Raw genomic sequence first — 25,824 nt, 5'->3', positions numbered from 1 at the left:
GGAGCATGTCCCGGCGAAACTATTTCGCGTAGTTAAACATCGACTGGACCGTTAACCGGCCCGGGGCCGCGGCAACAAATTCCACGCTGTCCGCCGCTTTTTTCTTGAATTGTACGGTTACGGGGATACCCGGTACCAAGTCAAAGAAGTTATCCGTGAAGATGCCTTCCTCTTCCGCTTGAACCCACACCTGCTTGGCCAGCTGCTTGGCCGTTAATACAAACGCCGAGCCTCCGCTGCCAGCTATTTCTTCAACGGCAATGCCGGGGTCCGCAAGCTCCAGATCCTTCGTATAGACAAAATAATGCTCGGAGCGTGCCAGCTCCCCGCCTGCCTGAACAAGACGCCCAACCAGCACGGCGTTGTTCGGATTAAAGCTTCCCAATTGCTCAGCCGATAAGGAGAGGACAAGCTTAGCCGAACGGGCGCCAATGGCAACGGTCTCGGTGCCGCTCTTCAGCAGCCTGCCGTCCAATTCATGCAGGCTCCATTCCAGCACGGCATCGATGGACTGCCCAAGATCGGATACCACATGGAGGTTCGTTACCTCATCCTTCTGGTCAAAGGACAACAGAAGATCCTTAAAGCTGTTCTTAATCAGGTATTGCGCTGCCTTCCATCTGCCGAAGTAGTCCATGCTTGCCCAGGAGGCAACCGGCCAGCAGTCATTGATTTGCCAGTATAACGAGCCCATGCAATAATCCATGCTCCGGCGATGAGCCTCAATCGCCTGCTTCATGGCCTCGGCCTGCAGGACCTGGCTGATATAGAGGAAGGACGGGAAATCCTTCGGCTGCTTCATATAACGATCCGCATAATCCTTGATCAGGAAGTTGCCTCTGCCGTTCTTCTGATGATGCAGCATGACTTCCGAATCCAGCGCCATATCCTTCTCTTCCGCATAAGCCCGAACGGTCTTGTATTCGGGGAAGGACTGGAAGCCGTACTCGCTCATAAACCGCCCGATATTCTGGTTGTACCGCTCGAATGGCTCCTGCGCATGCCATACCGCCCAATAATGGATATCCCCGTGAGAGGAATTGTTCGTGGCATGCTGTTCGCTGTTAGCCGTCAGGCGCTGCATCGGGGAAGACGGCCAGTATTCAATCTCCGGTGCCATTGCCGCGACAACCTCCGGCAGCACCTGATGGAATACCGCCTCGTAATCCGCCCAGATTTGTTCCCGCCGCTCCGCGGTATACAGCTGCTTCCAACCCCAGCCGCTGTTCTCCGCATAGTGGGACCAGGCCGTATCCATCTCGTTGTTCCCGCACCACAAAGCGATGCTCGGATGGTTGCGCAGGCGGCGCACATTATCCTCGGCTTCCGCGCGCACGCTGTTCAGGAAGGCTTCGTCGCCAGGATACATGCTGCAGGCAAACATAAAGTCCTGCCACACGAGCATGCCGTTCTCATCGCATAATTCGTAGAAGATATCCTGCTCGTAGATGCCCCCGCCCCATACACGGAGCATATTAAAGTTCGACTCCACGGCGCTCGCAATCTCGTGGCGGTACCGCTCTGGGGTCACCTCGCTAAAGAAGCTGTCGCTTGGAATATGGTTAGCGCCTTTCGCAAAGACAGGAATCCCGTTCACTTCGAAGAAGAACGACGATCCATGCTCGTCCGGCTTGCGAATGAGCTTAATGGAACGAAGGCCGGTCTTCACCGCAGCTTGGGCTACATCTGCCGTGCCTTGCAGGAGCGATGCTGTAAACGCATACATATGAGGTTCTCCCAGACCGCGCGACCACCACAGCTTAGGCTGTTCAACCGTAATCGGCCAAGCAACCGTCTGCGTTCCTTGCTCCAAAGCGACGCTGCGGGTCCATTCCTGCCCGTCATTGGTACGCAGCTTAAGCTCGAATTCACCGCTGCTCTCCGAATCCACGCTGAGCTGCACCGTGAGAACTGCCGCTGCTGCGGTTACTTCATCCTGCTGAATATACAGGTCCGAAATTCTAGCGCCGCTCCAGCCCCTCAGATAGACCGGCTTGCCGATCCCGCTGGTTGCAAGCCGAGGACCCCAGTCCCAGCCGTAATGATAAGGCGCTTTGCGCGAGAATACGCTTACTTTTTTGCCTTCCAAGCCTCCAATAACGGAGTCATCATTAGGTGCCGGCAATCCGGTGCCATAGGCCTCCAGCTTGGACAAGCCCTCCTCGACCGGGGAACGGAAGCGGATATACAGACGATTGTCCTTCTCCCGGACATGAGGCTTCGCATCAACCGTCCACGTACGGAACATATTATTTGCGGACAGAATCAAAGACTCGTTCAAATAAACGTCGGCATACGTATCCAGCCCTTCGAACACCAGCTCCAGCCGGGAATGGCCCAGCAGCTCGCTTGAGGCATCAAATACCGACTCGTACTCCCAAACCTTCTTATCGATCCATTGCAGGTCCTTCTCGTTGGTCCCGACAAACGGGTCGGGAATAAGGCCATTCTTGAGCAGGTCCGTATGCACGCAGCCCGGCACAAACGCCGGTCTCCACTCCTGCTCTTCGCTATTCTTAAACGTCCAGTCCGAAATCTGCCACTTCAGCTCGCTCATTAGAATCCTCCTAAATATAAGGCCGTTGCCAATGCTATTCGTGAAAATGGTTGTATTCGTCTGTAGTATAACGGAGTTCGGAATCAAAAGTATACCGCACTAATTTATACTTTTTTCAGGTTTATTTTATAGAAAATTTGAAAGCGCAGGCTACAATGGTAAAGAAATGAGGTGCATGCGTATATGTCCATTCGAAAAAAACTGATATTGTCCTACACCGCGATGGTCGCCGTTCCGGTTATTCTCTTTGGCCTGACGATTGCGGCGCTGGGAAATCTATTGATAAAAGACGCCATGCCGGGGGCCGGCAGCGGCGGCGAAGCTTCCGGCCATTCCCTGCCGTTTGCCTCCATCCGCGAGCTGTTCATGGGCCGTACCGAGCTGACATCGGGTTTGCGGTTTATAGCGGAGCATGATCCCAAGCTGCTCTCCGATCCGGACTTTCTGTCCTCGACAGAGGCTGAGCTCCGGCGGGTTGAGGCCGGAATCATCCTTATCCATAATAACCGGATGACCTACGCTTCGCCGGGACTGCCAACCGACGCCATCCTGGCTGAGGTACAAGGCCAGAGTAAGCGCGAAGAAGCGGAGCATCCGGGGCCGCCAAGCGGCGACGAATGGGAGGCAATTCCTTATACAAGCCCGGACGGCAGTACCGGGGAGCTTGTGATCGTAACCGATATGGAGCCGGTTGCGGGCTTCTTCAAACGATTGCTTCCGCTCGTCCTGCTCACGCTGCTGGCCGCGCTCGCAGTCACGAGCGGCGTGCTGACTTATCTCGTCTCTCGCAGCATCATTAAACCGCTGTATGCGCTCAAGGAAGCCGCAGACCATATTCGGGAAGGCGATCTGGATCATGCCATCCGGCTTAGAAGACAAGACGAGATCGGGCAGCTTGGAGCAGCCTTCGAGGAAATGCGCGTCCGGCTGCAGGCCTCGCTTGGCGCCCAGCTTGAGCTCGAGCAGGGCCGCAAGGAGCTGCTCGCCCATATTTCTCATGACCTGAAGACGCCGATAACGGCGATTCAAGGCTGTACCGACTGCCTTCGGGACGGCATTGCCGATACCGAAGAGAAGCGTCAGAAATATATACAGATGATTGCCGGCAAGACAACCGAGATGAACCGGATGATCGAGGAGCTGCAGCTGTATTCGACCTTGGATACCGGCAAGCTGCCTTTCCGCTGGGAGACGGTAAATTTAACGGCCTATATGATTCAGCTCGTTAATGAACTGCAGCTAGATCCCCGCTTCGGCGGTACGGAGGTTACGTTTAAAGGCGGCTCGAACAGAGCGGCTGCCCTCATCCGGGCAGATCGGCAGAAGCTGCACCGCGCTCTTATGAATCTGGCCGACAACAGCCTTCAACATATGAAGCTCGAGCCTAAGAAGCTGGAGTTCTTGCTGGAGGAAGAACCGGATGGCCGGTACCTTCTGCAAATACGGGACAACGGAGAGGGAGTTCCGGCGGAGGCACTCCCCCGCGTATTCGACCGGTTCTTCCGGGCGGAATCCTCGCGGAGTCCGGGCAAAGGCAACAGCGGACTTGGCCTCGCGATTGTGAAGCAAATCATGGAAGCGCATGACGGAACCGCGGCGGCTGCAAGCAGCCCGGGTGAAGGAACAACGATTCAGCTCCGGTTCCCTGCGGTGAAGCAGGACATGCCGGAGCCGGAAGATGGAGGCTTAGGATGAAACGAATTTTGATTATCGAAGACGACCCGGTCATTGCCGAGGTGCAGAAGGATTATCTGCTGGCCCACGGCTTTGAAGTCGATAGAGCCGAACGGGGCGATCTTGGCCTGGAGATGGCGCTTGCGGGCGGGTATGATCTCATCCTGCTTGATCTGATGCTGCCGTCAATGGACGGCTACGAGGTATGCCGGCGAATTCGCGAGGCGAGCAATATCCCGATCCTTATCGTGTCGGCCAAGAAGGAAGAGATTGATAAGATCCGCGGTTTTGGACTTGGCGCGGATGATTACGTCCTGAAGCCGTTTGGACTTGGCGAGCTGGTAGCGCGGGTGAAGGCTCATCTGTCCCGGTATGACCGGTTAGTCGGGCATGGCGAGTGGCGCCGGGATGAGCTGCGTCTGAACGGCATCCGGATCGAGAAGCAGTCGCGCCGGGTGTTCGTGAACGAGCGGGAAGTGCCTTTTACCGCCAAGGAATATGATCTGCTCCTCTTTCTCGTGACCAATCCGAACCGGGTATTCCGCAAGGAGGATCTGTTCGAGCGGATTTGGGGCATGGATGCGATCGGCAGCGATCATGCGACAGTCACCGTCCATATCAGCAAGCTGCGGGAGAAGATCGAGCGCGATCCGTCGAAGCCCCAATATGTCGAGACGATCTGGGGAGTCGGATACCGGTTCAACATATAGAAGGGAGGCTGCGTGCATTGAAGAAAATCACCCTGCGGCAGCGGCGGATTTTACTCTTGCTTCATATTATTTTCGCGGGCATTATGCTTGGCGTGCAGGCCGTGTTTATTATATTGGGCTTAACCGCCTCCGTCACGAAGGATGCGGAAGTCTTGCAGGCATGCTACACCATCATGCATCTGCTGGCCGATTCCAGCGTGCGGGCCTCAACGATTGGCACTACGGTAACCGGCATTGCGCTGTCGCTTATGACCTCCTGGGGCCTGTTTCGCTACTACTGGATTATCGCCAAGGAGGTGCTCACCCTGCTCGCGATCGGTATCGGCTTCATTGGTCTTTATGAGTGGACCTTGCGGGGATTAAACGACAACGGCAGCTTGACTATCCATCATACGTGGCTGCTAATCGGCATCGCGCTGCAGACCGCGTCTCTTGTCATCATGTATATTCTGTCTGTATGGAAGCCAGGCGGCAAACGAAAAACCCCGGCCTTATAAGGCACGGGGGATTTCCTGTTCCATCAATAACCGATGTTTTTGTAATAAATCATTGTCGCATCAAGTCCGCCGTCCGCCGACTTCGCGAAGTTCGGAATCCGGCCGGCCAGCTCATAACCAACGGACGCGTACAGCAGATTGGACGGATCCCCCTCCCTCGTGTCCAGCACGAGCAGCGTACGATTCTCTTGCAGGGCAGCGGCCTCCGCCTCCCGCATCAAGAGCCTCGCGAGGCCTCGGCGCCGAAATGCCGGACGGGTCATCAGCTTCGCAATCTCCGCCCGGTGGGAGCCGTTGGCCTTTCCGCATAGCTGCAGCTGCACGCTGGCGGCGATCCGCCCGTCCACCTTGGCGGCGAACAGCCGCGCATCCGGCCCCGGAACGCTCCTCCAGTACTGCTTCGCTTCCTCCTTGCCTAGCGGCGGCAGAAATCCGACGGATGCCCCATCCTTCACGACCTCAACAAGCAGGTCAGCCAGCTCTTCCAACGATTCTTCTATTGATGATAGTTGCTCCACCGCTGCGGATCCGCTCATCATGCTTGATCTCCTCCAATCTCTTAGCCCAATCATAACGGCATGTTCATCATTTGTATAACGAATAATATATGTTACTATAATTCATATTTTCGATGATGAAAGGACGTTAAGCATGGATTCCTCCCAGCTCGAAGCGTTTATGGCAATCGCTCGAATTCTTAATTTCACAAAGGCAGCCGAGTATCTTCATATCTCTCAGTCCGCTGTTACGGCACGCGTTAAAGCACTCGAAGCCGCTGTTGGCAAAGAGCTGTTCCGGCGGGATAACCGGAACGTAAGCCTGACACGGACAGGTATTGCCTTTTACCCTTATGCCGAAAGGATGCTGCGTTTATTCGAGGAAAGCAAGCTGACGCTGTCGGATACGTTCGAGCAGTCGCTTGTGATGAGCGGACCGGGCTCCGTCTGGCATTACCGCTACTTGCCGGCTATTCTTGCCTTCAAACAGGATAACCCTCAGGTTGCCGTCAAGTTTCTAAGCCATATTGACCCGGGTTACATGATCCGCGATCTGCTGCTGGACGGCATGGTGCATCTCTCCATCAGGTTTGATCCGCCGGAGCATCCAAAGGTGACGAAGAAGCTGTTATTCGAGGAGGATATTCTTCTCGTGTCCGGTCAGCCAAGGGCTCATGCCGTACAGAAGCAGGATTTCCGGTCAGCGGAATATTGTCATCTATCGTGGGGATCTCCTTTTCCGGAGTGGTTCGCGGAGCTGGTTGGCACCGGTTATGTACCCGCCCTCGAGATGGATCATTCGACCATTATGCTGACCGTTCTCCTGCAAAATAACGCGTTTGGCTTCCTGCCCCGCTCCATCGCGCAGCCTTATCTGGACACGCATCGCTTGGTTGAGCTGCCTTGCGCCTTCGAGATTCCGTCCATCAAAGCATATGCTCTTTACTTAACGGATCAGCAGAATAACCCCAGCGTTCAGCATGGCCGCAAGCTGCTTGGACTTTCTTGACACAAGAGTCATATGCTCTCTTCTCTGCGCATACAATTATCTTGCTGACTGCTTATCCGGTAAAAAAGGAGGATCGCGGATGAGACACGGGGAGCCAATTACAGCTGGTTATGCGATGATCGTTAGAGAGGATATTCCAACAGGACTTCGTTACGAAGCGCTTGTTGCGGCATTCGAACGGCAGATGGGGAGATGGGCGCCGGAAACGGCGAGACAGCTTGCGGAGCAGCAGGCGACCTGGGAACAGGTACAGGCAGCCGTGAAGCAGGCGGAAGGCCCGCATGGGCTGATGATTTTGTCCGAAGTGAACCAGGGCGAGCTCCTGTCCCTTCATAACGGCATGAAGCAAAGCCGCCTCTATCTGGTTGGCAATCCGCTCATCGCGGAGCCCATTATTGCCATCGACCTAAGGGCCAGTCTGTATGTTCCGTTCCGCGTCACCTTGTACGATAACGGCAGCCCGCATGGCGCGATTATTTCGTTCGACCGGCCATCCTCGTTCCTTGGCGCTCTCCATCAGCCGGCGCTTGCGCCTTACGGACAGCTGCTGGATGCGAAGATTTACAGCGTGGTTCGATCCATTATGATGTAGTTACGAATAAAGGAGGGTACTGCATCATGCAGTACCCTCCTTCTTTGTTCCGGCCAAGGCAGGCCGATTAGAAACGCATAATCGCCACGAATAAAGCAAGCGCGAGCATGATAAAGTTCATGCCGATGCTGCCGTATTCGCCGCGTCTTGCATGAAATACCGCCGCAAACAGCATGATGACCGCAATGCCAATTGCCGCGATTGGCGTCAGAATCGGCGCAATATCCGTTGCCCAAGGCAAGATCAATCCCAGTCCGCCAAGCAGCTCCGACAAACCAATAAAAGCGATAAAGCCCGTTGAAGAGTCCTTGGCCCATGGCATTGTTGCTTTTACTTTCTGAGGCTGGAAGGTCTTCATTACCCCCGCCGGAATAAACATTAACGCGATCAGCGCTTGCGCAACCCATAATGCAATATTCATTTGTACAACCTCCTTGATGATGTCTTCTCTATAGCGCTATAATAAGCCCAAGGGTTTGATGACGGAAGTAGGCACATCAAATAAACCTAGTATCCAAAAAGATACCTTAAGCCCCGTCTGGGATTGGAGGAATTACGGTGGAGGAGAATTGCAGCACGGTTGAGACCGCGTTAGAGATGCTGGTCGGAAAGTGGAAGCCTGTTATTCTGTATCAGTTATTCAAGAACGGAACCTTGCGATTCAGCGAGCTGCAGCGGGCATTGCCGGGTATTACGAAAAAAATGCTGACCGCTCAACTAAGGGAATTAGAATACCACGATATTGTGCACCGGAAGATCTATATGCAGATCCCCCCGAAGGTCGAATATTCCATCACGGAATACGGACTTAAGATGGGACCCCTTCTCCAGGCGATGAATGATTGGGGAACCTCCCATCTCCAGCATTTGAGCGAGTTGTATGACGAGGACCGGAAGGCTGAACAAGCCGAAGCTGCTGCCGAGATTAAATGAAAAGATATAGAAAAATCCCCACGAGAGTGGGGATTTTTGTTTTAGGCGACATTCGCTTTTTGCGGATAGGAGGCCTCTCTTCTCCGGGGGCGATGATGCAGCATATAGTAGCCGCCGGCACAGATAAGAGCAATGATGCCCGCCGCGAGGTACATCATCCGGTAATCGGAGATCGAAGCGATCATTCCCATGAAATACGAGCCCAGCCCATAGCCAAGGTCGAACAGGAGGAAAAAGGTCCCGTTCGCGCTGCCCCGCCGGTGCTCGGGCGACAGCTTGATCGCAAGCGTCTGGAAGCATGGCAGCAAGGCGCCGTAGCCAATTCCCATGATAACACCCGAGAACAGCACCATCGCCGCGGAATGCGACTGGCTGAGCAGGAACATGCCAACGGCAAACAGCCCAATGCCGGGGTAATACAAATAATGCTCCTTGTAACGGTCGAACACTTTGCCGATGACAGGCCGGAAGGCCACAATCATAACCGCAAACACCATAAAGAAGGTGCCCGTCACCTGAGATTGGTGAATCTCATCGGTGAAGGAGGCCATGAAGCTGGATAAAGAGCTGTAGGCAAAAGAAAGAATAAAGCCGACCAGCGAGATCGGCAGTGCGGCCGGTTCAACGAAATGGCTAAGGCGCCAGCCTTTCTTCGCCGGCTCTGAAGCGACTGGCGCCGCTTCAGAATCGGCCTCCTGAACCTCAGCCAGCGGCTCCATTCCTTTATCCTTCGGCATCCGCAGTCCAACCGCAAACGCGAGAGAAAGGGCCGCAATGATACAGATCGCAAGCAGCAGAACATGAATGTTTTTGTCCTGCCACAGGAAGAGCCCCAGCGCTGGTCCAACAACCATCGATATGCTCATGAACATCGTATAGTAGCCCATCCCTTCCCCTTCCCGGGAAGTCGGAACAATCGTGGCGGCCACGGTACTCATCGCGGTGGAGGCAATCGCGTAGCTCATGCCGTGAACAAAGCGGACAATCAGGAACAGGATAATTCCTTTGGTTCCGAAGTAGCTCAGACAGGCGAGAAGGAAGATGACCATCCCGATAATCGCCATTTTTCTTTTGCCAAAGCGGTCAACCCACTGGCCGGATAACGGCCGGATCAGGACGCCGCCAAGGACGTAAATCGTAATGACCAGACCCATCTGCTGCTGGTTGCCGTGCAGGCTGTCCCGGACATACAGCGGGAAAGCCGTCGTCAGCACGTAAAAGGTCAGGAATCCCGTCTGCCGCCGCACCTTCGGCATCGCCTGGAACCGCAAGCATTACCTGTCCCAGGCCTCCGTCCATTTCCGCGACTTCGCAATCAGCTTCTTCGGGAAGCTGTAACGGTGAAAAAGGATGTCCCCCGCTTTCATAGCCGGAGACATCCTTTTTTCATTGAAAATACACGCCTCTAATCCCTTCGCAAGAGAAACCCAAGCATATCGCTTATCATCGGACGGTCAACCTATATATGCCCCTCCCGATCGTCTAAATCATCGGCTCTCTTTAACGAAAGCGGTTGTATGCGAATACATTATAGTATGATTTCCGCGTAGGAAGGGGTTGTCCCCATGAATATTGCCGTTGCTGTCATCCATGGGATCGGTCAGAGCAGGGAAGATTTTTACGCCGAGTTGGCCAGAAATCTAAGCGCGCAAATGGCTGTCGTCAATCCGGACGTTAAATTGCATGTAGAGGGAATTTACTGGGGAGATATCGTGAATCGCCTGGAAGCCAAGTTATGGAACCGGATTCAGGAGAAAAAGCTCCGCTGGGCCAGACTGCTCCGGCTGCGGCCCTTCTTCGTGAACCAGCTGGGCGAAGCGATTGCCTATCAGGCCATTCCCCGGGATAACGATTCCTCTCCCGATGATTATATTTATGACGAAATTCACCGGCGTTTCGCCGTCTGCCTGCAGCGTCTTTCCGATCAAGCCGGACAAGACGCACCGCTTTGCATTATAGCGCACAGCTTGGGATCCATTATTGCCAGCAACTTTTTCTATGATTTGCAGAACGGCAAACTGACAGCCAAGGCTGCGGAGGCTAGGGCGGAGAATACCCCCGGACTTGCGCGGGGCGAGACTTTAACTCATTTCTATACGCTTGGCAGTCCGCTCGCCGTATGGGCTTTGCGCTTTGAGGACTTTGGCGTGCCGATTGCGGTTCCCGCCCCTCCGCTCCAGGGGCATGGCATTGGAGAGTGGGTTAATTTCTATGATACCGACGATGTCATCGCCTACCCGATCAAGCCGTTAAATGAGCTCTACAAGAACGTCGTAACTGCCGATATTGAAGTAAAATGCCCGGGCCTGCTAAGCTGGACGCCCTTGTCTCACCGCAAGTATTTCCAGACTCCCGCCGTTATTGAACGTATCGTCCATTCCCTGAGCACGCTTCAAGTCTATTACGAAGAAGAAGCCCGGCCATAGCGTCCGGGCTTCTTCTTTCCTGTCCATAGCCTATAGCTACAGCTTAAACTTGCCTACCGCCGCTTCCAATCCGGCGCTTCTGCTCTTCAACATCTCCGTTGTGTCGGCTATCCGCTTGGCCGCATCCAGCTGATGCTTCGACATCTGTTCAAGGGAAGCCGAGCTGTCCGCCGTTGTCCGGGAAATCTGGGCGATCTGCTCCACCGAAGCAGCCACCTCTTCGGAGCCGGCCAGCACCTCTTCGGCAGCCGCCGAAATCTCCTGGATCTGGCTGTTCACGAGAATGAATTGATCCATCGTCCGGTCGAATAAAGCCTCCACCCGGCTCGACAGCTCCGTGCCTTTCTCCATCTCGACGCTGCCCGCCTGCATTCGCTCTCCGATATGGATAGACTCCTGTCCAATCTGCTCCAGCAAAGAAGTTACCTGCGAGGCGGAGATCGACGATGCTTCGGCCAGCTTGCGCACCTCGCCGGCTACAATAGCGAAGCCTGCTCCATGCTCGCCTGCGCGGGCTGCTTCAATGGAAGCATTCAAGGCAAGCAGCTTGGTCTGGTCGGAGATGCTTGTGATCGATTGCAGCACCGGCTCGATCTGCTGCATATAGGTTTGCAGCAGCTCTACGGACTCGGCGGTCTGTTTGGCCACGGCGGCCATCAGCTCCACCTGCTCCCTTAACCCGTGAATGGAATCTCTTCCGTGCTCGGCCGATTCCAGCGCATCATGGGATACGCTGGATACCTGCATGGAGGCTTCCGATACCCGCTGGATGGCCTGCGTAATATCTTCCATCGAGCTGGCGCTTTCCTCCGCGCCCATCCGTTGATGACGAGCACCGTCGGCCATCGTGGATACGGAATGCTCCAATTGCTCATTCAAAGCCAACATCTGGGCGGCTTCGGTTCCGAACTGCTGCGTCGAATGGACAATGCTCTGCGTCGTAAGAGCCATGTCGCGGACGACGTCCTCAAGCGTAACGCCAAGCCGGGCGATCATCTGGGTCATAGCCGAATAGGCTTGCCCAATCTCGTCCTTCGACTTCACTTTGGTTGAACCAAGCTGCCGGCGGGCTTCCACCAGGTCTCCATGCGCGATGGCTTCGGCGCCTTTTACAATAACCCCTAACGGCCTTAATGTACGCGATAGGAAGAACGCAATAAACAGAAAGACCAGCAGCGTTAGGGCACCCATAATCATAAAGAGCGGCATGCTGTCCCGAATAACTTCCTTGTAGATCGTCTTCGATACCGATACGTCGGTATCAATGCCCATCACGCCAATCATCTTGCCGCCGGCGTCACGCAAAGGGGCATAGGCCGAAATATAGTCCCCGTATTCTTCATTATTAATAATGCCGGATTTGGCCGTTTCCCCTTTTGCCAATGCCTCGATGGCACCCTTGGGAATATCCGTTACTTCACCGATCGGCGAAGCCGAATCCGACTCCTTCGGCTGCCCGTCGATGAGCAGAATCGGCTCGCCCTGATCATTGATTCGGACCGTGTAGACATACATCGCCCCGATACGCTCGCGGTACTCATTCATCTGCTCCCTTATCGTCCAGTACAGATCCGACTCCTGCTGATCCTTCAGAAAATCGCCATAAGCGCTTACGTCAAACTGCCCGGCATAAGCCTCCGCCATATGAATATTGAAATTGCCAATCGCTTCTTCGCTTGCCTTCTTGGTGTTCTGAACCTGGATGTAAATCAAGGCAGACGACAAGAAGATTAAGATAGCCAATATCATGACCGATAGTTTCAATATTAGCCGGCTCCGAAATACAAACATGATGTCTTTACCCCTTCGACTAGTTATTCCAAATGCAATCCTGCAAATTTCCCTAATTTTCCTTAAGCTTCGACACAAAGCTGAAATCTCCTTCATTTGGCGTAAACAAAACTTGGACTTAAAAATTCCAAATAAGAATAAATAACATATAATTTGTAAGCAAAACCTGGTTATATTACTGAAAGGAACTAATTACCACATATTTATTGTAATTAAAAGGATTTTATGTATTTTATTAAGTGGTGTTTATTATGCGGAAGTAATATTATTAGTTGATAATTTTCTAGGGGGATATAAAAAGAATGAAAGTCTGTCAATCATGCGGTCATAAAAACGTGGATACGCACAATTTTTGCGAAAACTGTGCCGCGCCATTAGGAACAACAGCTCCATCACCTTCTTTACAAGTACAGGCACCTCAAACACAAGAGGATAGTTTGGCCCGATTGAAGAAAAAGAGAAAGAAAAAGGGCCAATTCATTGCCATCCTTATTGTGGTTGCATTCATGATACTAGTAGGGATTATCGGTGCTAATGCTTCCCCAACTACTGAAACCGATGCTGCATCAAAGTCTGCTGTGAAAACTAAAACCTCAGTACAAACAAAAGCTGATAAAAAAGCCGAAGTGCGTAAGCAAGACAAGATAGTATGGTCATACTTCAACAATATTGTAGACGCTCATAATAAACTGATGGATGCTATGACTTCATACTCTGACGGTAAAATGACAAAATTGGATCTTTACAACTACGCAAAAGAAATTGAAACTTATCAACGTAATAGAAGTATGTCTCCACCAAAAAACACTCCAGCTATCGCAAAAGAATATACACGTTCTGTTGCAGATATGGCATTATTCTCGCAAACCGTTGCACAGAAACTAAAAAAATACCTCGATAGTGGAAAAACCTCCGATCTTTCGGCTGCGCAAGGCGCTATCCAGCAAGTAACAGGTTCTATCTCTGTTATTGCTAATAATCGCGTTAAGGTTTTGAAAGATGCGGGCTTCACTCAGGCTGAAATTGAAAAAATCGCTGCGGCAAGTTAACTTAAAAGCAAAAGCCACATCCCTATAATGGATGTGGCTTGTTTTTTAAGTTCCATTTTCTACTTTTGATTTAACCGCAGCATTTCTTATATTTCTTCCCGCTTCCGCAAGGACAAGGCTCGTTTCGGCCGATTTTGGCCGATACCGCCTGCTGCTTGGAAGGAACCAAGTTTCGAAGAGGATCTGTTGCCGCTCCGGAGCCGGAAGCCCCTAATTCGACCGGCTTGAAGCCGGCATTTGACCACATCCGCGTGTTATTGTACACATTGATGACCAGATGAATGACCATCTCCAGCTGCTCTCTTGTCGAAATCTCAATTCCCCGGTCTTCGAAGCCCATCATGATCTCTTCAATTGGCTTACTCATCGAGCACTCGAATTGGATCTCGGAGATCAGATCATGGACAAGCTCTTTATCCCTGCTCAAATACTCGAGAATATATTGCTCTAGACCCGCTAATTGAGGCGTTTCTTCATAATAGCCATATTCCGCGTATTGCAGGAATTCTTTCCGGTCCGGAATGTAATACGGCTTGCCCGCGACGCTTGCCAGCAGCTCGGTTAATTCGTCTTGATTGTCATTGTCATAATAATCCGCGACTAGTCTGCCGTCCGCCACATGCCAGCTTTGCTCCCGTCTTGTGAGCAGATGGCAAATACGGGAAAGAACGGCCTCATCCAGCCGATCTTCGTTCTGCGCGTTATAAATCGCGAGGAACTGATCAAACGGACAAACGCCATATAAATTCATCGCGGCAAGAATGTAGCTGCCTACCTGCTGGACGCGCTCTCGTTCCTGCAAAAGCTCTCCTCCGGCAACCTTCGCATACGTCTCCTTTACTTCCTCCGGCAGGACATAATACAGCTTGTCCTGATCATAGAAAGAGTAGAGCAAGCCTGTATTTATAAGAAAGAAAGTGGAACCGGGAGGCATGGCGTCATCCTGCAGGTAAGGAACGGCCAGAAGCTTCTGCACCAGCTCCCATTCGTTTGAGGTAGCCATAAGCAAGGCCAGATTCAATTCCTGTACATCCGTGATAGAAGCCTGAATCGCATCCGCAAGCTCCTGCTTCTTCAGCTTTGAACGTCCTTTGATCTCATAATTGCCGGCCAGGAGATTTAGCTTGTCCTTCGTCAGAAGCGGCAGTATCTCGACAAGCTTCGTCTTAACCTCGCCTTTAATCGCATACTGAATATTCATTTGCTGCAATTCATTTATTAATAATTCCAAGACTGTACACCATTCCTTTTAATGTATGATTTCAGTAACTTTCCGAATCTTTTGCTGCTTCTACCATACACGGACAAGGGATGAATATCAAATTCATAGGTTTATTCCTTTATTCCATCGCGAACTCAATCCAGTCAATCTGCATGCCCGGCTTCACGAAATCCAGCTTCAGCTCGTACAGGCCGGCCGGCAGCTCCACCTTCACCAGCTTCTGGCGGATCCAGGCGCTTTCGGTGCCATTCGTTTGAACCGTCGTCATCAGCTCGCCATTAATCAGCACGTTGCATGCGCTTTGCGCCCAAGCGAATTCAGTCGACATCAGATGCACGGTAATCCGGTAAATACCGCTTTGCTCGACTTTCATGACAACCGGCTCGCCTGCCGTAAACCGCACCTGCTTATGATCGGCCAGAGACTGCGCGTTCCCTTGCTCGAAGGACAGCTCAGCATGGGGTTCAAAGCGCTCCGCCTTCTCCTCCGTCACCAGCTCTCTACTGAAAACAGGCGCCTTCCTAATAAAATCGCAGATGTTCATGGCGCTTCGCTGCAGCTCGCCGCGGGTCAGCGTGCCGTTCCCGAGCGATTCCAGCGTATTGTCTCCCCATACATTAGACTCCGCGCCGTAGTTGGACACAACCATGTACAGATCGTTCTGGGAGCGGACCATCCAGTTCGTGAACTTGCGGTCCGCCTGGCCGCCGTCAACCACATCGTTCATGACGGCCCACCAATCCGTCATCACAATGCCCTTGAAGCCCCATTCGCCGCGAAGGATTGTCGTGTTCAGGTCGTAGTTAGATGCCGCCCAATGCCCGTTAATCGGGTTGTAGGAGGTCATGATCGAATTTGCTCCGCCCTCTTTGACAGCTATCTCGAAGCCCTTCAAATAAATCTCGCGAAGAGCTCGCTCCGATACAACCGCATTCACGCGGTGACGGTATTGCTCCTGGTTGTTGCAGGCAAAATGCTTCAGCGTTGCACTCGAGCCGCCTTTCATAATCCCGCGCGTGCATGCCGCAGCGAATGCTCCGGACACCAGCGGATCCTCGGAGAAGTATTCGAAGTTACGGCCGTTCAGCGGACTGCGGCGGATATTAAGCCCCGGTCCAAGGAGCGCGTCAATATCGTTGCTCAGCAGCTCTCGCCCTTCCATGACGTACAGCTCTTCAATCAGCTCCGTGTTCCAGGTTGCCGCAAGCAAAGTCCCAATCGCCACCTGCGTTGCCTTATGCCCGCTGTCCATCCGGATACCGGACGGGCCGTCCGCCGTGCAGGCAACCGGAATGCCGAAGCCAAGCAGATTCTCGCTTACGCCGCCAAAGGCCGATGCCGTACCCGGCGTAACCTTCGGGCTCGACATGCCTTCGCCCCGGACAATCGCAGCCAGATCTTCATCGCTTAGCTGCGCAATGAAGGCTTCCATGCTTGCTTTGCCATCGGCCACGTCCTGCAGCTTGTAGCCCTGATCGCCGGTCTGAGCAAGCGTCGCTGGAAGGTTCTTCTCGATCCGATTCGCCAGCGAAATCTTGCGCGTTGGCACCTCGGCAGAGACCAGCTCATACGTGCCGTCTTCCTTCCGCGCTCCTGGCTTCATGCGTGTGAACTGGACTGTTGGCGCCATCGCTTCCGCAAGCTGCTCCACCACCTGCAGAGCCTCCGCGATGTAGCCGTCCTTCCCGTCAACGGCTACTGCCGATGCCTTCTTCACGCTGCTCCCGGCATACAGGCGGTACGTCCCCGCTTCCAGCACATAAGCCGAAGGATAACCCGTTACGCCTGCATCGTCATAAGAAGCCATCGCATGAACCGGGAAGCTTAATGCAAGCCGCTGCGATTCACCGGGCTGCAGCTCCTTCGTCTTGGCGAATGCCGCTAATGCCCTAGCCGGCTTACCCAGCTCGCCCTGAGGCGCTTCGTAGTAGACCTGCACCGTTTCTTTGCCCGCGTAGACCGCACCCGTATTTGTAACGTTTACGCCCAGCTCGATATATTCCTTGCCGTCTCTGACAACCAGCTTCGCTTGCTCCGCCACACTCGCGAAGGTCGTATAAGACAGCCCGTAGCCAAATTCGAATTGAACCTTCTCCGGCGCGAAGGTCTCGAAGTAGCGGTAGCCGACATAGATGTCCTCTTCATACAAGTTGTTCAGCTCGTTGCCATAATTGCGCGTAGACGGATAATCGTCAATCGAATACGCAATCGTATCCGTCAATTTGCCGCTTGGCGTCACTTCTCCGGCCAGCACGTCGGCAATCGCATGGCCTCCTTCCATACCGCCCTGCCACGCATAAAGGACAGATGGAATCGATTTCATTGCAGCTGCGGTTAACCAGCTCATATCGATAATGTTGGATACATTCAGCACGACGGCCGTTTGCTCGAAATGCTCGGTAACGATTTTCAGCATATCGATCTCTTCATCCGTAAGCAGATAGCTGCCCGGCTTCACCGCGTTGTCCTGATCCTCGCCGGCTGTACGTCCAATGACTACAATCGCCTTGCCGGATTGGCTTCTTGCCTGCGATACCAGCTCGGCTGTGAGCGGCATTTCCTTCTGATGCCAAGGCTCCGCCGCCCAGCCGCCTCCGCCGTTATCGAATGGATTGCGCTCGATCCATTGCTCATAGATGGCTGCCAGCTCTTCATTCACCTTGATATTCTTCTTGCTTCGCATACCGTCCAGCAGATTGGTCGTATGGGTCACGTTCACGCTGCCGCCGGATCCCGTGCCGCTGCGGTAGTAGTTCACCTGCGTCCGTCCAAAAATTGCAACGTTTTCTCCCCCCTGAATCGGCAGCACTTGCCCGTCGTTTTTGAGCAGAACCGCACCTTCGGCCGCAACCTTCCTGCTGAACGCTGCAAAACCTTCTAATGGAATGCCATGTGTATTCATTATGTTGTCTCCTAACCAGATTCTATAAGTCCAACTATCTAGAAGTGCTATGTATTATCATATCAAATTCTATATCACGAAAACATAATAAACATTCAACACCTTTCCCTTATTTATCGCATTATTCTAAGGTCATGTAGTTACAAAAAGAAAAAACACATATAAATGTGTCTCTTCAATTGATGCAATGGGTGCAATTCGATGCGGCTTTATGATTTTCCTATGATCTGTTTCATATACGTAGGCAGTACAAAGCTTGCCCGGAAGATCTCGGGGTTAATATATTTCGCGGTCTGCCACTGCAGACGGCTGAGATCGGCCGCGAGGGGATCCCATTTTTTCGAAGCAATCGTAAAGCTCCAGATCCCGCCGGGAAACGAAGGAATGGTGCATAGATAAGTGTGCACGATAGGGAAATACTTCTTCAGATTATCGATGGTTTTGCTTAAGCTGCTCAGGCCATAAAACGGGGAACCGGACTGGAATACGGCGATGCCTTCCTTCGAGAGGCTCTCGTATACATTCTGATAAAATTGCGGCTTATACAAGCTGACGGCCGGTCCGTAAGGGTCCGAACGGTCGACCAGCAGGACATCCCATTTGTTTTTCTGCCCCTGAATCCATGCGTATCCGTCTTTATAGGTGGTTTGAATTTTGTCCGAATCCGACTCTTTGGTCAGCCATGTCCGGCAGACCTCAACTACCCGCTCATCGATCTCTACCACTTCAATCTGCTGCACACTTCCATACTTCACCGCTTCTCGGGCCGGTCCGCAGTCGCCGCCTCCGATCATCGCCACGCGCTTCGGCTCCGGGTGAGTCGTCATCGCAATATGCGTAATCATCTCGTTATATATGAAGCCGTCCTTCGAGGTCACCTGAGGGGTCCCGTCCAATACCAGCATACGCCCAAAGCCTTTTGTCTCGACGATGCTTATCTCCTGAAAGGGGGATTGCTCGTAGTGCAGAAGTGCTTTCACCTTGTAGCCGACTTCCATGTCCAGCTCGGGCAGATCATCCCACAGCCAGACATCCTCATTGTTCTCTTTCTGAAATCCCGTTAACGATCTGTTTCTCATTGTTTGTTCATCCCACCATTATATTTTCTTGAGCCGGTCAAGCAGAAGCCCGTCCGTCCTGTCATTCTCGCCTGTCACAAAATGCTTCATGTAATAGGACAGGTACTGGCCATAACCGGAATCCGTCCGCAGCAGAAGCTCGTCTACGAAATAAACGCCGTCCGGAATGTCATCCAGCAGAAGCGTCGAAAGTGCTCCGTAAATACCGCAGGCAACCTGAAAATAAGTGGCGTTTGTTTTATACTCGGCAAACACTTCTTTATTGCTCATGACATTGTACATGTACCGTTCCTTATCCTTATACACAAGCAGCACGCCAACCAAATCCGAACCGTTCAGCTCGCCGTCCAGCGGATCCAGCACCTGGTGCTTCCAGTTCCACAGATCATTGGCGTTCGTCAGATTCGCCTTGATGACTTCTGTCGTATACTCGTTCACCCGATAAATGAAGCCGCACTCCATGTTGAAGGCTACGCCCAGCGTGATGACCTCTTCATGCGGCATCAGGCAGCCATAGAACTGCTTGCCGCCAAGCGCCACCTTGAATTCAAGCTCATACACATCGTTGTACATAAACATCGGCATATGCTGCTTCATCAGCATCGGATAGTTCAGAATCGCTTCATCCAGAAAACATTCCGGCGACCATGTCGAATAGACGGTCTTCTTCTGAGCCTTCGACGGATCCGCATAAAACGAATCATCCTGTTCCACAATATAACAGCCTAGCGGAAGCTCGCCTGGCAGCTGCTTCATCAGGCTGATCGCCATCCATTGGACAACGCCGGGATTCATGCCCGAGCCGATAATCGCCTTCACGCGGGTGAAGCGTCCCCTGTTCTCTTCAAAGATGCGGTAGCGCTCGAGCAGCGTAAAGCCTTCAAGCTCTTCTCTTTCATCAACCATCGTGTTCTCCAGAGCGGTGTTGATATACATCACCCCAAGCTCATCGCAGCATTGCAGCATTTCTACCGTATCTGCCCAAGACACGTCAATAACGACGGTTGTCTTGGTGTCCGCCAGATGCTGGCGGAACCGGTTCATGTTGCCCAGATCAAACTGATGCAGCGTGAAGCCCACATGCGGAATAAACAGCTTGTAATACGATTTGTCCTTCTGCTTCTTGTCCACCAAATGAAGATCCATTTGGCCAATGAACGAATGAAGCGGATCATTCGGATCCTGGAATGCCTTGTCCAAGATCGCTAGCACTGATTTGGCGACGCCTCCTCCACTGCCTAGAATCGTTAGTCCTAACCTTTGATTCACCTAAACCTCAACTCCTTTTATTCATGGTATTCACTCGGAGTTGGGACGACCTATTCGATAACCTATGGAATCTATCATTTTTTACGAGGCCAGCAACTTCCAAAGCGCGTTAACGATCCTATAACAATCGGGATATATACTGGAGTTGTGCAGCAGAATATAACTAACTTGTTCCAAGAAAGGAATCCGAGATATGGGAATTCATTCGTACTTTCAGTCGTTAACCGACCTCGAAAGAATCATTCGCTGCCCGGGCAAATTCAAGTTTCAGGACCATAGCGTAGCCGAGCATTCCTGGAAGGTCGTTCAATATGCGAAGACTTTGGCGGATATTGAAGAAATGAATGGCGTAGCCATAGATTGGAAGAAGCTCTACGAAATTACGAGCAGCCACGATTATGGCGAAATTTTTATCGGAGACATCAAGACACCCGTAAAGCATCACTCCATGGAGCTCCGTTCCATGCTGCTTCAGGTGGAAGAAGGCATGGTCGCCCTTTTCATCGACGAGAATATTCCGGAGGAATTTAAGCCCTTCTTCCGCCGGCAGCTCCGCGAAGGAAAAGATCAATCCGTGGAAGGTCAAATCCTTGAAGTAGCGGATAAGCTGGATCAGATCTATGAAGCCTTCATCGAGCTGCAGCTGGGCAATACGGAGAAAGAATTTATCGTGATGTACCGGACCGCCCTGATTAAAATCAAAGAGATCAAGCTTCATTGCGTCGATTACTTCCTGAACCATATCCTCCCCGACCTCGTAAGCGAGGGCTGCATATCCCCGATTGATATCGAGCAAATTACGAAAGAAGCTTTGGCCGAATAATCTCATCCTTCCCCCCGCTGCATACCGCATTCCGTTCTTCTCCCTACTATATACGCAAAAAAAAGCCAGCCTCGTACGGGCCTCGTACGGCTGGCTTTTATATATAAAGAACCCGGCTGGCCCGGCCACAATCCGTGTAGTATCATAAAGACAACGCTGAACAACCGAAAGGAGAAGCTTTATGTGCCGAAATATTAAGACGCTGTATAATTTCGATCCGCCGGCAACCGACGAGGAAATTCAGGCGGCAGCGCTCCAGTTCGTCCGCAAATTGTCTGGCTTCAACGCGCCGTCCAAGGCGAACGAGGAAGCGTTCCAGCTGGCGATCAGGGAGGTTACGGAGTCGGCGCGCAAGCTGCTAGGGTCGCTTGTCACGAATGCCGAGCCTCGCAACCGCGAGGTCGAGATCGAGCGCGCGCGGCTTCGCAACGCGAAGCGCTTTGGCAACGTTTCCGAGTAAAATCTTCTGGGAGGGCAGCCGCAACGATGTTCCATGCGATACTTAGGCTGCCTATTCTGCAGAAGTCCAAATGTTTTTAGATCACAATCAATCATTATCAAATAAGTCCACCAGGACCGTCTCCCCGGGCTCTACCTTAATCCTGCTCCACTGCAGATAACCGCATGGACCAAGCGGCAGCGCCGCTTCCTCCTCCGATTCCGCCAGAAGCTTGATCTCCGCCTGGAAGGCTGTCGGATTGGTTATTCGCAAAGGCCGAGCCGAACCCTCCGTTTCTTCCAAGACGCAAATGACCTGATCGATTACCGTTACGCTGCCGGTTGTCTTGTCGACGTAGATACCCGGAAGCTCCGCATAAGTGAGCATCAGCGATACCTCGCACCAGCAGGAATACGGGATGACTTCGCCGACATTCTCTTTGCCTTCCCAATCGCTCATATTAACCCGCTCGCTCATATAGCCGGGCGGCATATCCCAGCCTTCCCAGCCTCTTACCGGCCGGTCGGCCCGGGACAAATATTGCGGCAGATTGCCGGCGATTTCGCGCAGCAGCTCCATGTAAAGCTTGTTGCCCGTTGCCCGATACAGCTTGAGCAGCGAGTCTCCGGACAACGTGCAGATTCCCGGAGCGCTATGCTTATTCTGCACATTGGCGATAACCGAGCCTGTTGTACGGATGCCAAGCTGCTCGAAGGTCGAACCCCTCGGAAAGCGGAAATCATAAGAGACGCACCAGGTCATCGCTTGAAGCGCCGCTTCCTCCGCCATCGGGATCCATTCCGGTTCCCCGGTTGTTTCATAGAGCACCATATACGACTCCAGCAGCGCGAAGGCCGATTCGCTGTCCGGGCACTGCAGGATCTCGCCAGGTCCTCCTGTCGTAATGCCTTGAGCGGTAAATTGCTTATAGTAGTGCCTAGCTGCCAGTTCGGCGACAGACGTATAGCTGTCTTCCTTGAAATACTTTCCGCACAGAGCAAGACCCGCCGGAGCTATGCCCCCCGCCGCGGAGCCTCCAATGAGGATATCTCCCGTACCGGTGTGGACCCACTGCCCGAATTGGCCATACTTATGCCATAACCGGACGAAGGCATCCGCAAGCCGTCTTGTGCCTTCCAGCCAGTCAGCGGGAACGACAAAGTCCGGATGGATCTCCTTAAGAACCAGCAAATGCTTCATGATGAAGTACAGAGCGTCCGCGCTCTTGCGCAAGATATGCCACTGTTCCGGGTGCCTGCGATCAGGAGCATCGTTAAATTCATCGCCATACCATTGCCCTTTGTAGCAGACGCCGTGGAAAAAGCCCGACTCCGCCTGGCTGCCGAACAGGAATCGAAGGGTGTCCAGCGCACGGTGAACCGAGACTTCGCTGCCCTCAAGCAGCAAAGCCAGGCTCGACATGCCTCCTCCTACCCAGCCGACCTGCCAGTCCTGATGCTTCATATCGATTGTGCCCACCGCGTAATATCCAAGCTCAACGTTCCAGTTCATCTCGTTATACTTCCGCTCCTGAATCTCCCACGCTGCGGAGAACGGGAGGCTTCGCGCCAATTCGGCCGAAGGCAGCTCCTTCTGGCGGACCTCGGCGAACCGCTCGAATAAGGTTTGAACAGAAGGGCAGGCAAACCGATAAATCCGGCAGCTAAGCTGGGCCGCATCGCCCGGTTTGAAATCATGGCCCCTATCCGTGCTGGGCACTTTGGTAGTAGCCATCTCGTATTTCATGGATGGTCTGACTCCCGGTGACTGAACGGAAATCCGCGCCGCGCTCCGGTCAGCATTTTCCGCCACATGGATCGAGCTGTCACCAAGCGTCGTGCCTTGCTCGAATACAAACAGCCAGCCGGTAGCCGACGCTTTATCCATTATCCCGATAGAGGGCGTAGCGGCGTCGCCGGTCAGCAGATGGAAGGCCGATGGAAGGCCTTGCTGCGAGGATAGGCGCGGTACATCCGTAATCAGATTGGGCACGTCCGGCCCGCCGTCCTCAAGCCTCGACCAACATGGCGCATACGACAGCTCCCGAGCCTCAAAACGGTTCCCGGCATAGACCGCACCCGGCACGAGAACATAATTGTGCTCCGACCACCCGCTCCACAAAAAGGATAACGCAACAGCAGATTCGTCCGAAATCCCGTTTGACTGGAATTGTGCCGTCAGCAGCTGGCCATCCGGATGGTCTATGCTTCCTTCTATACTTACTTGTACAGACCATCCCTGGCTAAGAGCCATTTGATTGTTCGCTTCATTACTAAACGGAATATCAAAGGACTCCAGAATCTCACTGCCTTTATATTTCGTTACGCAGCCGGCATAAGCAACACCTGACTTCATAAGTACGCCCCTTCCTTAAGCAGTTCTCTGCTTGTTGAAGGTACGTTAACATGCTCCGGACCGGCCAGTCTATTGTGAAATATCCGAATCACTGTACTTTTTCCGATGCCGGTTTATGCATGCGCAGCATGCGGAAGGGCTTGGCTTAATAAAGAAGACATCTCGCCACTTTGGGGCGGATGTCTTCTCATTTTACAGCACGCCAATCGCGATAAGCACCCAGCCGATGATAAAGGACAAGCCGCCAAGCGGCGTTACCGGGCCAAGCAAACGCACTCTTTTCAAACTTATTACGTACAGACTTCCGGAGAACAGCACAATGCCCACGGCCAGGAGCCAGCCCCCGGTTACGATAATGCCGGCATCCGGATAACGGTCGGCCAAGAGGCCGACACCGATTAATCCCAATGCGTGAATAATATGATACTGCACGCCTACCTCATACACCTTCAGCTTGTCCGGCTCTATTCTGCTCTTCAGCGCATGGGCGCCAAACGCGCCAACCGCCACGGCTACAGCCATCAATATACAACCAAGCACAACAAACGTCTGCATCTTCTTCCCTCATCTCCTGAATGTTCTTCCCTTAGCATATCACGATCCGCAATAATTTCCGATTGCTTTACGGCCCGCGGGGTAGTAATGTTGTAGGTTGGAATAGCATCAGGAGGCACTTACATCATGAAATGGCTGCAATCTACCACGGCGGAGTGGAAGGGCTGGTCCCGCAACATCCGTCTTTTCTTTCTGTCCAACATGTTATATCAATTCGGCACGGGTCTATTCTCGGTACTCTACAACTTATATATTCACGAGCTGGGCTACCCCGATGCCATGAGCGGAACGGTCGTCAGCATGCAGTCGCTCGCTACGGCGATCTGCTTCATACCAATCGGCCTGTTCGGCGATCGTGCCAGCCGCAAACGTCTGCTCGTCATTGGAGCTTTATGCAGCGGAATCGTATTGGCCGGCCGGTCGTTATTCGAATCCGAGAGCAGTCTGCTGACAATGGCAGTCCTAACCGGAATCTTCGCAACCGTGTTCCAGGTGCTCGCCATTCCTTTCCTGGCCGAAAATGTGGCCAAAGCAGACCGGCTGCGCATCTTCAGCATATACTCCGCCTTTGTCCTTGCGGCCCAAGTGGCGGGCAGCCTTGGCGGCGGCGTCATCTCCGACGTTCTGCAGGATGCCGGAGTAAGCGAGCTGCTCTCGTTCAAGCTTGTCCTGCTCGCGGGCAGTATCGCTACAATTGGGGCATTCCTTCCGCTGCAGGCGATGCGGGAGAGCAAGCGTGCGGACAAAGCTGGCGACAGCCGGGAGTCCTCATCCCTGCCTAAGCCCGCTCCCGCTCCGGTTAACAAGGAGATCAGCTTCATCGTCATGTTTGCCGTTGTTGAGCTGCTCATTGGCATCGGCTCCGGGCTTGTCATTCCTTACTTGAATCTGTATTTCACGAACCGTTTTGAGATCTCGCTTAGCGGCATGAGCTTCCTGCTCTCGCTTGGGCAAGTGATGACCATCTTCTCCATGCTTATTGGTCCAACGCTCGCCAACCGGATCGGTCAAGTGAGGGCGATCGTGATCTTCCAAACGCTGTCGCTCCCGTTCCTGCTTATTACCGGCTTCACGAATATGCTGCTTGTCGCTTCGGTCAGCTTCTTATTCCGGCAGGCGCTGATGAATGCGGCTAACCCGCTTCTGTCCGCCACGCTGATGAACCGGGTCTCTGCCCGCAATCAGAGCTTGGCCAATTCGGTCATGCAGACCGCCTTTATGCTTGGCTGGGCTACCATGGGTCCCGTTCAATCCCATATCATCACATCCCACGGCTACTACTGGGGGTACGCCATCACGTTCAGCATTACAGGCTTCTTGTACGTTACCGCCTCGCTGCTGTTCTTCACGCTTTTCCGGGAAAAGCGGAAATAAAAGCAGTCCATTCTGAAGCCCGTTCACCATGGTCCGCATGGTAAACGGGCTTTTTGCGGCCTTAACGATGT

At 52.9% G+C, this 25,824-nt stretch carries 22 protein-coding genes; 11 read left to right on the top strand and 11 right to left on the bottom strand.

The annotated features are described in order from the left end of the window. Positions 1-19: 19 nt before the first annotated feature. Positions 20-2,557, bottom strand: coding sequence for a beta-mannosidase (locus M3194_RS28615; protein WP_251657570.1), 2,538 nt, complete (start codon positions 2,555-2,557; stop codon positions 20-22). A gap of 183 nt (positions 2,558-2,740) precedes the next feature. Between M3194_RS28615 and M3194_RS28610 the strand changes: the two genes are divergently transcribed. Genes M3194_RS28610 through M3194_RS28600 form a run of 3 tightly spaced genes read left to right on the top strand, consistent with a single transcriptional unit; the run spans position 2,741 to position 5,438 of the window. After that, positions 2,741-4,252: a sensor histidine kinase gene (locus tag M3194_RS28610; protein WP_251657569.1), complete on the top strand. Its 1,512-nt coding sequence runs from the start codon at positions 2,741-2,743 to the stop codon at positions 4,250-4,252. Next, positions 4,249-4,941 (top strand): response regulator transcription factor, encoded by a 693-nt coding sequence (locus tag M3194_RS28605; RefSeq protein WP_251657568.1) that lies wholly within the window; start codon positions 4,249-4,251, stop codon positions 4,939-4,941. Before M3194_RS28610 ends, M3194_RS28605 begins: the two co-directional genes overlap by 4 nt. A gap of 17 nt (positions 4,942-4,958) precedes the next feature. Beyond that, positions 4,959-5,438, top strand: a complete 480-nt coding sequence (locus M3194_RS28600) for a hypothetical protein (protein WP_251657567.1) — start codon at positions 4,959-4,961, stop codon at positions 5,436-5,438. 23 nt (positions 5,439-5,461) lie between these two features. On the opposite strand, the gene M3194_RS28595 is transcribed toward M3194_RS28600, so the two are convergent. Further along, entirely contained in the window at positions 5,462-5,974 is a 513-nt protein-coding gene (locus tag M3194_RS28595; protein ID WP_397334391.1) for a GNAT family N-acetyltransferase, read from the bottom strand. 115 nt (positions 5,975-6,089) lie between these two features. Between M3194_RS28595 and M3194_RS28590 the strand changes: the two genes are divergently transcribed. Next, entirely contained in the window at positions 6,090-6,944 is an 855-nt protein-coding gene (locus M3194_RS28590) for a LysR family transcriptional regulator (RefSeq protein ID WP_251657565.1), read from the top strand. Between the two features lie 79 nt (positions 6,945-7,023). Beyond that, the gene (locus M3194_RS28585; RefSeq protein ID WP_251657564.1) at positions 7,024-7,536 is read left to right on the top strand and encodes a DUF302 domain-containing protein; all 513 of its coding nucleotides are present in this window, start codon (positions 7,024-7,026) and stop codon (positions 7,534-7,536) included. Positions 7,537-7,603: 67 nt separating this feature from the next. Here M3194_RS28585 and M3194_RS28580 read toward each other — a convergent pair whose 3' ends face one another. Further along, entirely contained in the window at positions 7,604-7,957 is a 354-nt protein-coding gene (locus M3194_RS28580) for a DoxX family protein (RefSeq protein ID WP_251657563.1), read from the bottom strand. 131 nt (positions 7,958-8,088) lie between these two features. On the opposite strand from M3194_RS28580, the gene M3194_RS28575 reads away from it, so the two are divergent. Then, positions 8,089-8,469: a winged helix-turn-helix transcriptional regulator gene (locus tag M3194_RS28575; protein WP_397334390.1), complete on the top strand. Its 381-nt coding sequence runs from the start codon at positions 8,089-8,091 to the stop codon at positions 8,467-8,469. A gap of 41 nt (positions 8,470-8,510) precedes the next feature. Here the strand turns inward: M3194_RS28575 and M3194_RS28570 are convergent, their stop codons facing one another. After that, complete coding sequence (locus M3194_RS28570) at positions 8,511-9,716, bottom strand: MFS transporter (protein WP_251657562.1); 1,206 nt, start codon at positions 9,714-9,716, stop codon at positions 8,511-8,513. Between the two features lie 318 nt (positions 9,717-10,034). On the opposite strand from M3194_RS28570, the gene M3194_RS28565 reads away from it, so the two are divergent. After that, positions 10,035-10,895, top strand: coding sequence for a chemotaxis protein (locus tag M3194_RS28565; protein ID WP_251657561.1), 861 nt, complete (start codon positions 10,035-10,037; stop codon positions 10,893-10,895). Between the two features lie 36 nt (positions 10,896-10,931). Here M3194_RS28565 and M3194_RS28560 read toward each other — a convergent pair whose 3' ends face one another. Further along, positions 10,932-12,686, bottom strand: a complete 1,755-nt coding sequence (locus M3194_RS28560) for a methyl-accepting chemotaxis protein (RefSeq protein WP_251657560.1) — start codon at positions 12,684-12,686, stop codon at positions 10,932-10,934. Positions 12,687-12,988: 302 nt separating this feature from the next. On the opposite strand from M3194_RS28560, the gene M3194_RS28555 reads away from it, so the two are divergent. Further along, positions 12,989-13,735, top strand: coding sequence for a zinc-ribbon domain-containing protein (locus M3194_RS28555; RefSeq protein ID WP_251657559.1), 747 nt, complete (start codon positions 12,989-12,991; stop codon positions 13,733-13,735). 70 nt (positions 13,736-13,805) lie between these two features. On the opposite strand, the gene M3194_RS28550 is transcribed toward M3194_RS28555, so the two are convergent. The 4 genes from M3194_RS28550 to M3194_RS28535 all read right to left on the bottom strand — a co-directional run bounded on the left by M3194_RS28550 (position 13,806) and on the right by M3194_RS28535 (position 20,207). Continuing rightward, positions 13,806-14,966 carry a YecA family protein gene (locus tag M3194_RS28550; protein WP_251657558.1) on the bottom strand — a complete coding sequence of 387 codons (1,161 nt, stop codon included), beginning with the start codon at positions 14,964-14,966 and terminating at the stop codon, positions 13,806-13,808. A gap of 109 nt (positions 14,967-15,075) precedes the next feature. After that, positions 15,076-17,859 (bottom strand): glycoside hydrolase family 3 C-terminal domain-containing protein, encoded by a 2,784-nt coding sequence (locus tag M3194_RS28545; RefSeq protein WP_251657557.1) that lies wholly within the window; start codon positions 17,857-17,859, stop codon positions 15,076-15,078. Between the two features lie 209 nt (positions 17,860-18,068). After that, positions 18,069-18,938 (bottom strand): polyamine aminopropyltransferase, encoded by an 870-nt coding sequence (gene speE / locus M3194_RS28540; protein WP_251657553.1) that lies wholly within the window; start codon positions 18,936-18,938, stop codon positions 18,069-18,071. A gap of 18 nt (positions 18,939-18,956) precedes the next feature. Continuing rightward, positions 18,957-20,207 (bottom strand): saccharopine dehydrogenase NADP-binding domain-containing protein, encoded by a 1,251-nt coding sequence (locus tag M3194_RS28535; protein ID WP_251657551.1) that lies wholly within the window; start codon positions 20,205-20,207, stop codon positions 18,957-18,959. 193 nt (positions 20,208-20,400) lie between these two features. Here M3194_RS28535 and M3194_RS28530 point away from each other — a divergent pair, with 193 nt between their 5' ends. Together M3194_RS28530 and M3194_RS28525 are read left to right on the top strand one after the other, a co-directional pair. Then, positions 20,401-21,030 (top strand): YfbR-like 5'-deoxynucleotidase, encoded by a 630-nt coding sequence (locus tag M3194_RS28530; protein ID WP_251657550.1) that lies wholly within the window; start codon positions 20,401-20,403, stop codon positions 21,028-21,030. A gap of 181 nt (positions 21,031-21,211) precedes the next feature. Then, complete coding sequence (locus M3194_RS28525; protein WP_251657549.1) at positions 21,212-21,490, top strand: DUF2277 domain-containing protein; 279 nt, start codon at positions 21,212-21,214, stop codon at positions 21,488-21,490. An 87-nt stretch (positions 21,491-21,577) separates the two neighbouring features. Here M3194_RS28525 and M3194_RS28520 read toward each other — a convergent pair whose 3' ends face one another. Together M3194_RS28520 and M3194_RS28515 are read right to left on the bottom strand one after the other, a co-directional pair. Then, complete coding sequence (locus tag M3194_RS28520) at positions 21,578-23,824, bottom strand: hypothetical protein (RefSeq protein ID WP_251657548.1); 2,247 nt, start codon at positions 23,822-23,824, stop codon at positions 21,578-21,580. A 192-nt stretch (positions 23,825-24,016) separates the two neighbouring features. After that, entirely contained in the window at positions 24,017-24,379 is a 363-nt protein-coding gene (locus tag M3194_RS28515; RefSeq protein WP_251657547.1) for a DUF423 domain-containing protein, read from the bottom strand. Between the two features lie 126 nt (positions 24,380-24,505). Between M3194_RS28515 and M3194_RS28510 the strand changes: the two genes are divergently transcribed. Continuing rightward, positions 24,506-25,753, top strand: a complete 1,248-nt coding sequence (locus M3194_RS28510; RefSeq protein ID WP_251657546.1) for an MFS transporter — start codon at positions 24,506-24,508, stop codon at positions 25,751-25,753. The last annotated feature ends 71 nt before the right edge of the window (positions 25,754-25,824 follow it).

It is taken from the genome of Paenibacillus glycanilyticus (assembly GCF_023715145.1).
Lineage (GTDB): Bacteria > Bacillota > Bacilli > Paenibacillales > Paenibacillaceae > Pristimantibacillus > Pristimantibacillus glycanilyticus_A.
This window is presented reverse-complemented; position numbering and strand designations above follow the sequence as displayed.

Coding starts and splice junctions, on each gene's coding strand:
- M3194_RS28585 (WP_251657564.1), top strand. CDS start 7,024: ATGAGACACGGGGAGCCAATTACAGCTGGTTATGCGATGATCGTTAGA.
- M3194_RS28510 (WP_251657546.1), top strand. CDS start 24,506: ATGAAATGGCTGCAATCTACCACGGCGGAGTGGAAGGGCTGGTCCCGC.
- M3194_RS28525 (WP_251657549.1), top strand. CDS start 21,212: ATGTGCCGAAATATTAAGACGCTGTATAATTTCGATCCGCCGGCAACC.
- M3194_RS28555 (WP_251657559.1), top strand. CDS start 12,989: ATGAAAGTCTGTCAATCATGCGGTCATAAAAACGTGGATACGCACAAT.
- M3194_RS28615 (WP_251657570.1), bottom strand. CDS start 2,557: ATGAGCGAGCTGAAGTGGCAGATTTCGGACTGGACGTTTAAGAATAGC.
- M3194_RS28595 (WP_397334391.1), bottom strand. CDS start 5,974: ATGAGCGGATCCGCAGCGGTGGAGCAACTATCATCAATAGAAGAATCG.
- M3194_RS28530 (WP_251657550.1), top strand. CDS start 20,401: ATGGGAATTCATTCGTACTTTCAGTCGTTAACCGACCTCGAAAGAATC.
- M3194_RS28590 (WP_251657565.1), top strand. CDS start 6,090: ATGGATTCCTCCCAGCTCGAAGCGTTTATGGCAATCGCTCGAATTCTT.
- M3194_RS28560 (WP_251657560.1), bottom strand. CDS start 12,686: ATGTTTGTATTTCGGAGCCGGCTAATATTGAAACTATCGGTCATGATA.
- M3194_RS28605 (WP_251657568.1), top strand. CDS start 4,249: ATGAAACGAATTTTGATTATCGAAGACGACCCGGTCATTGCCGAGGTG.
- speE (WP_251657553.1), bottom strand. CDS start 18,938: ATGAGAAACAGATCGTTAACGGGATTTCAGAAAGAGAACAATGAGGAT.
- M3194_RS28520 (WP_251657548.1), bottom strand. CDS start 23,824: ATGAAGTCAGGTGTTGCTTATGCCGGCTGCGTAACGAAATATAAAGGC.
- M3194_RS28515 (WP_251657547.1), bottom strand. CDS start 24,379: ATGCAGACGTTTGTTGTGCTTGGTTGTATATTGATGGCTGTAGCCGTG.
- M3194_RS28565 (WP_251657561.1), top strand. CDS start 10,035: ATGAATATTGCCGTTGCTGTCATCCATGGGATCGGTCAGAGCAGGGAA.
- M3194_RS28545 (WP_251657557.1), bottom strand. CDS start 17,859: ATGAATACACATGGCATTCCATTAGAAGGTTTTGCAGCGTTCAGCAGG.
- M3194_RS28610 (WP_251657569.1), top strand. CDS start 2,741: ATGTCCATTCGAAAAAAACTGATATTGTCCTACACCGCGATGGTCGCC.
- M3194_RS28580 (WP_251657563.1), bottom strand. CDS start 7,957: ATGAATATTGCATTATGGGTTGCGCAAGCGCTGATCGCGTTAATGTTT.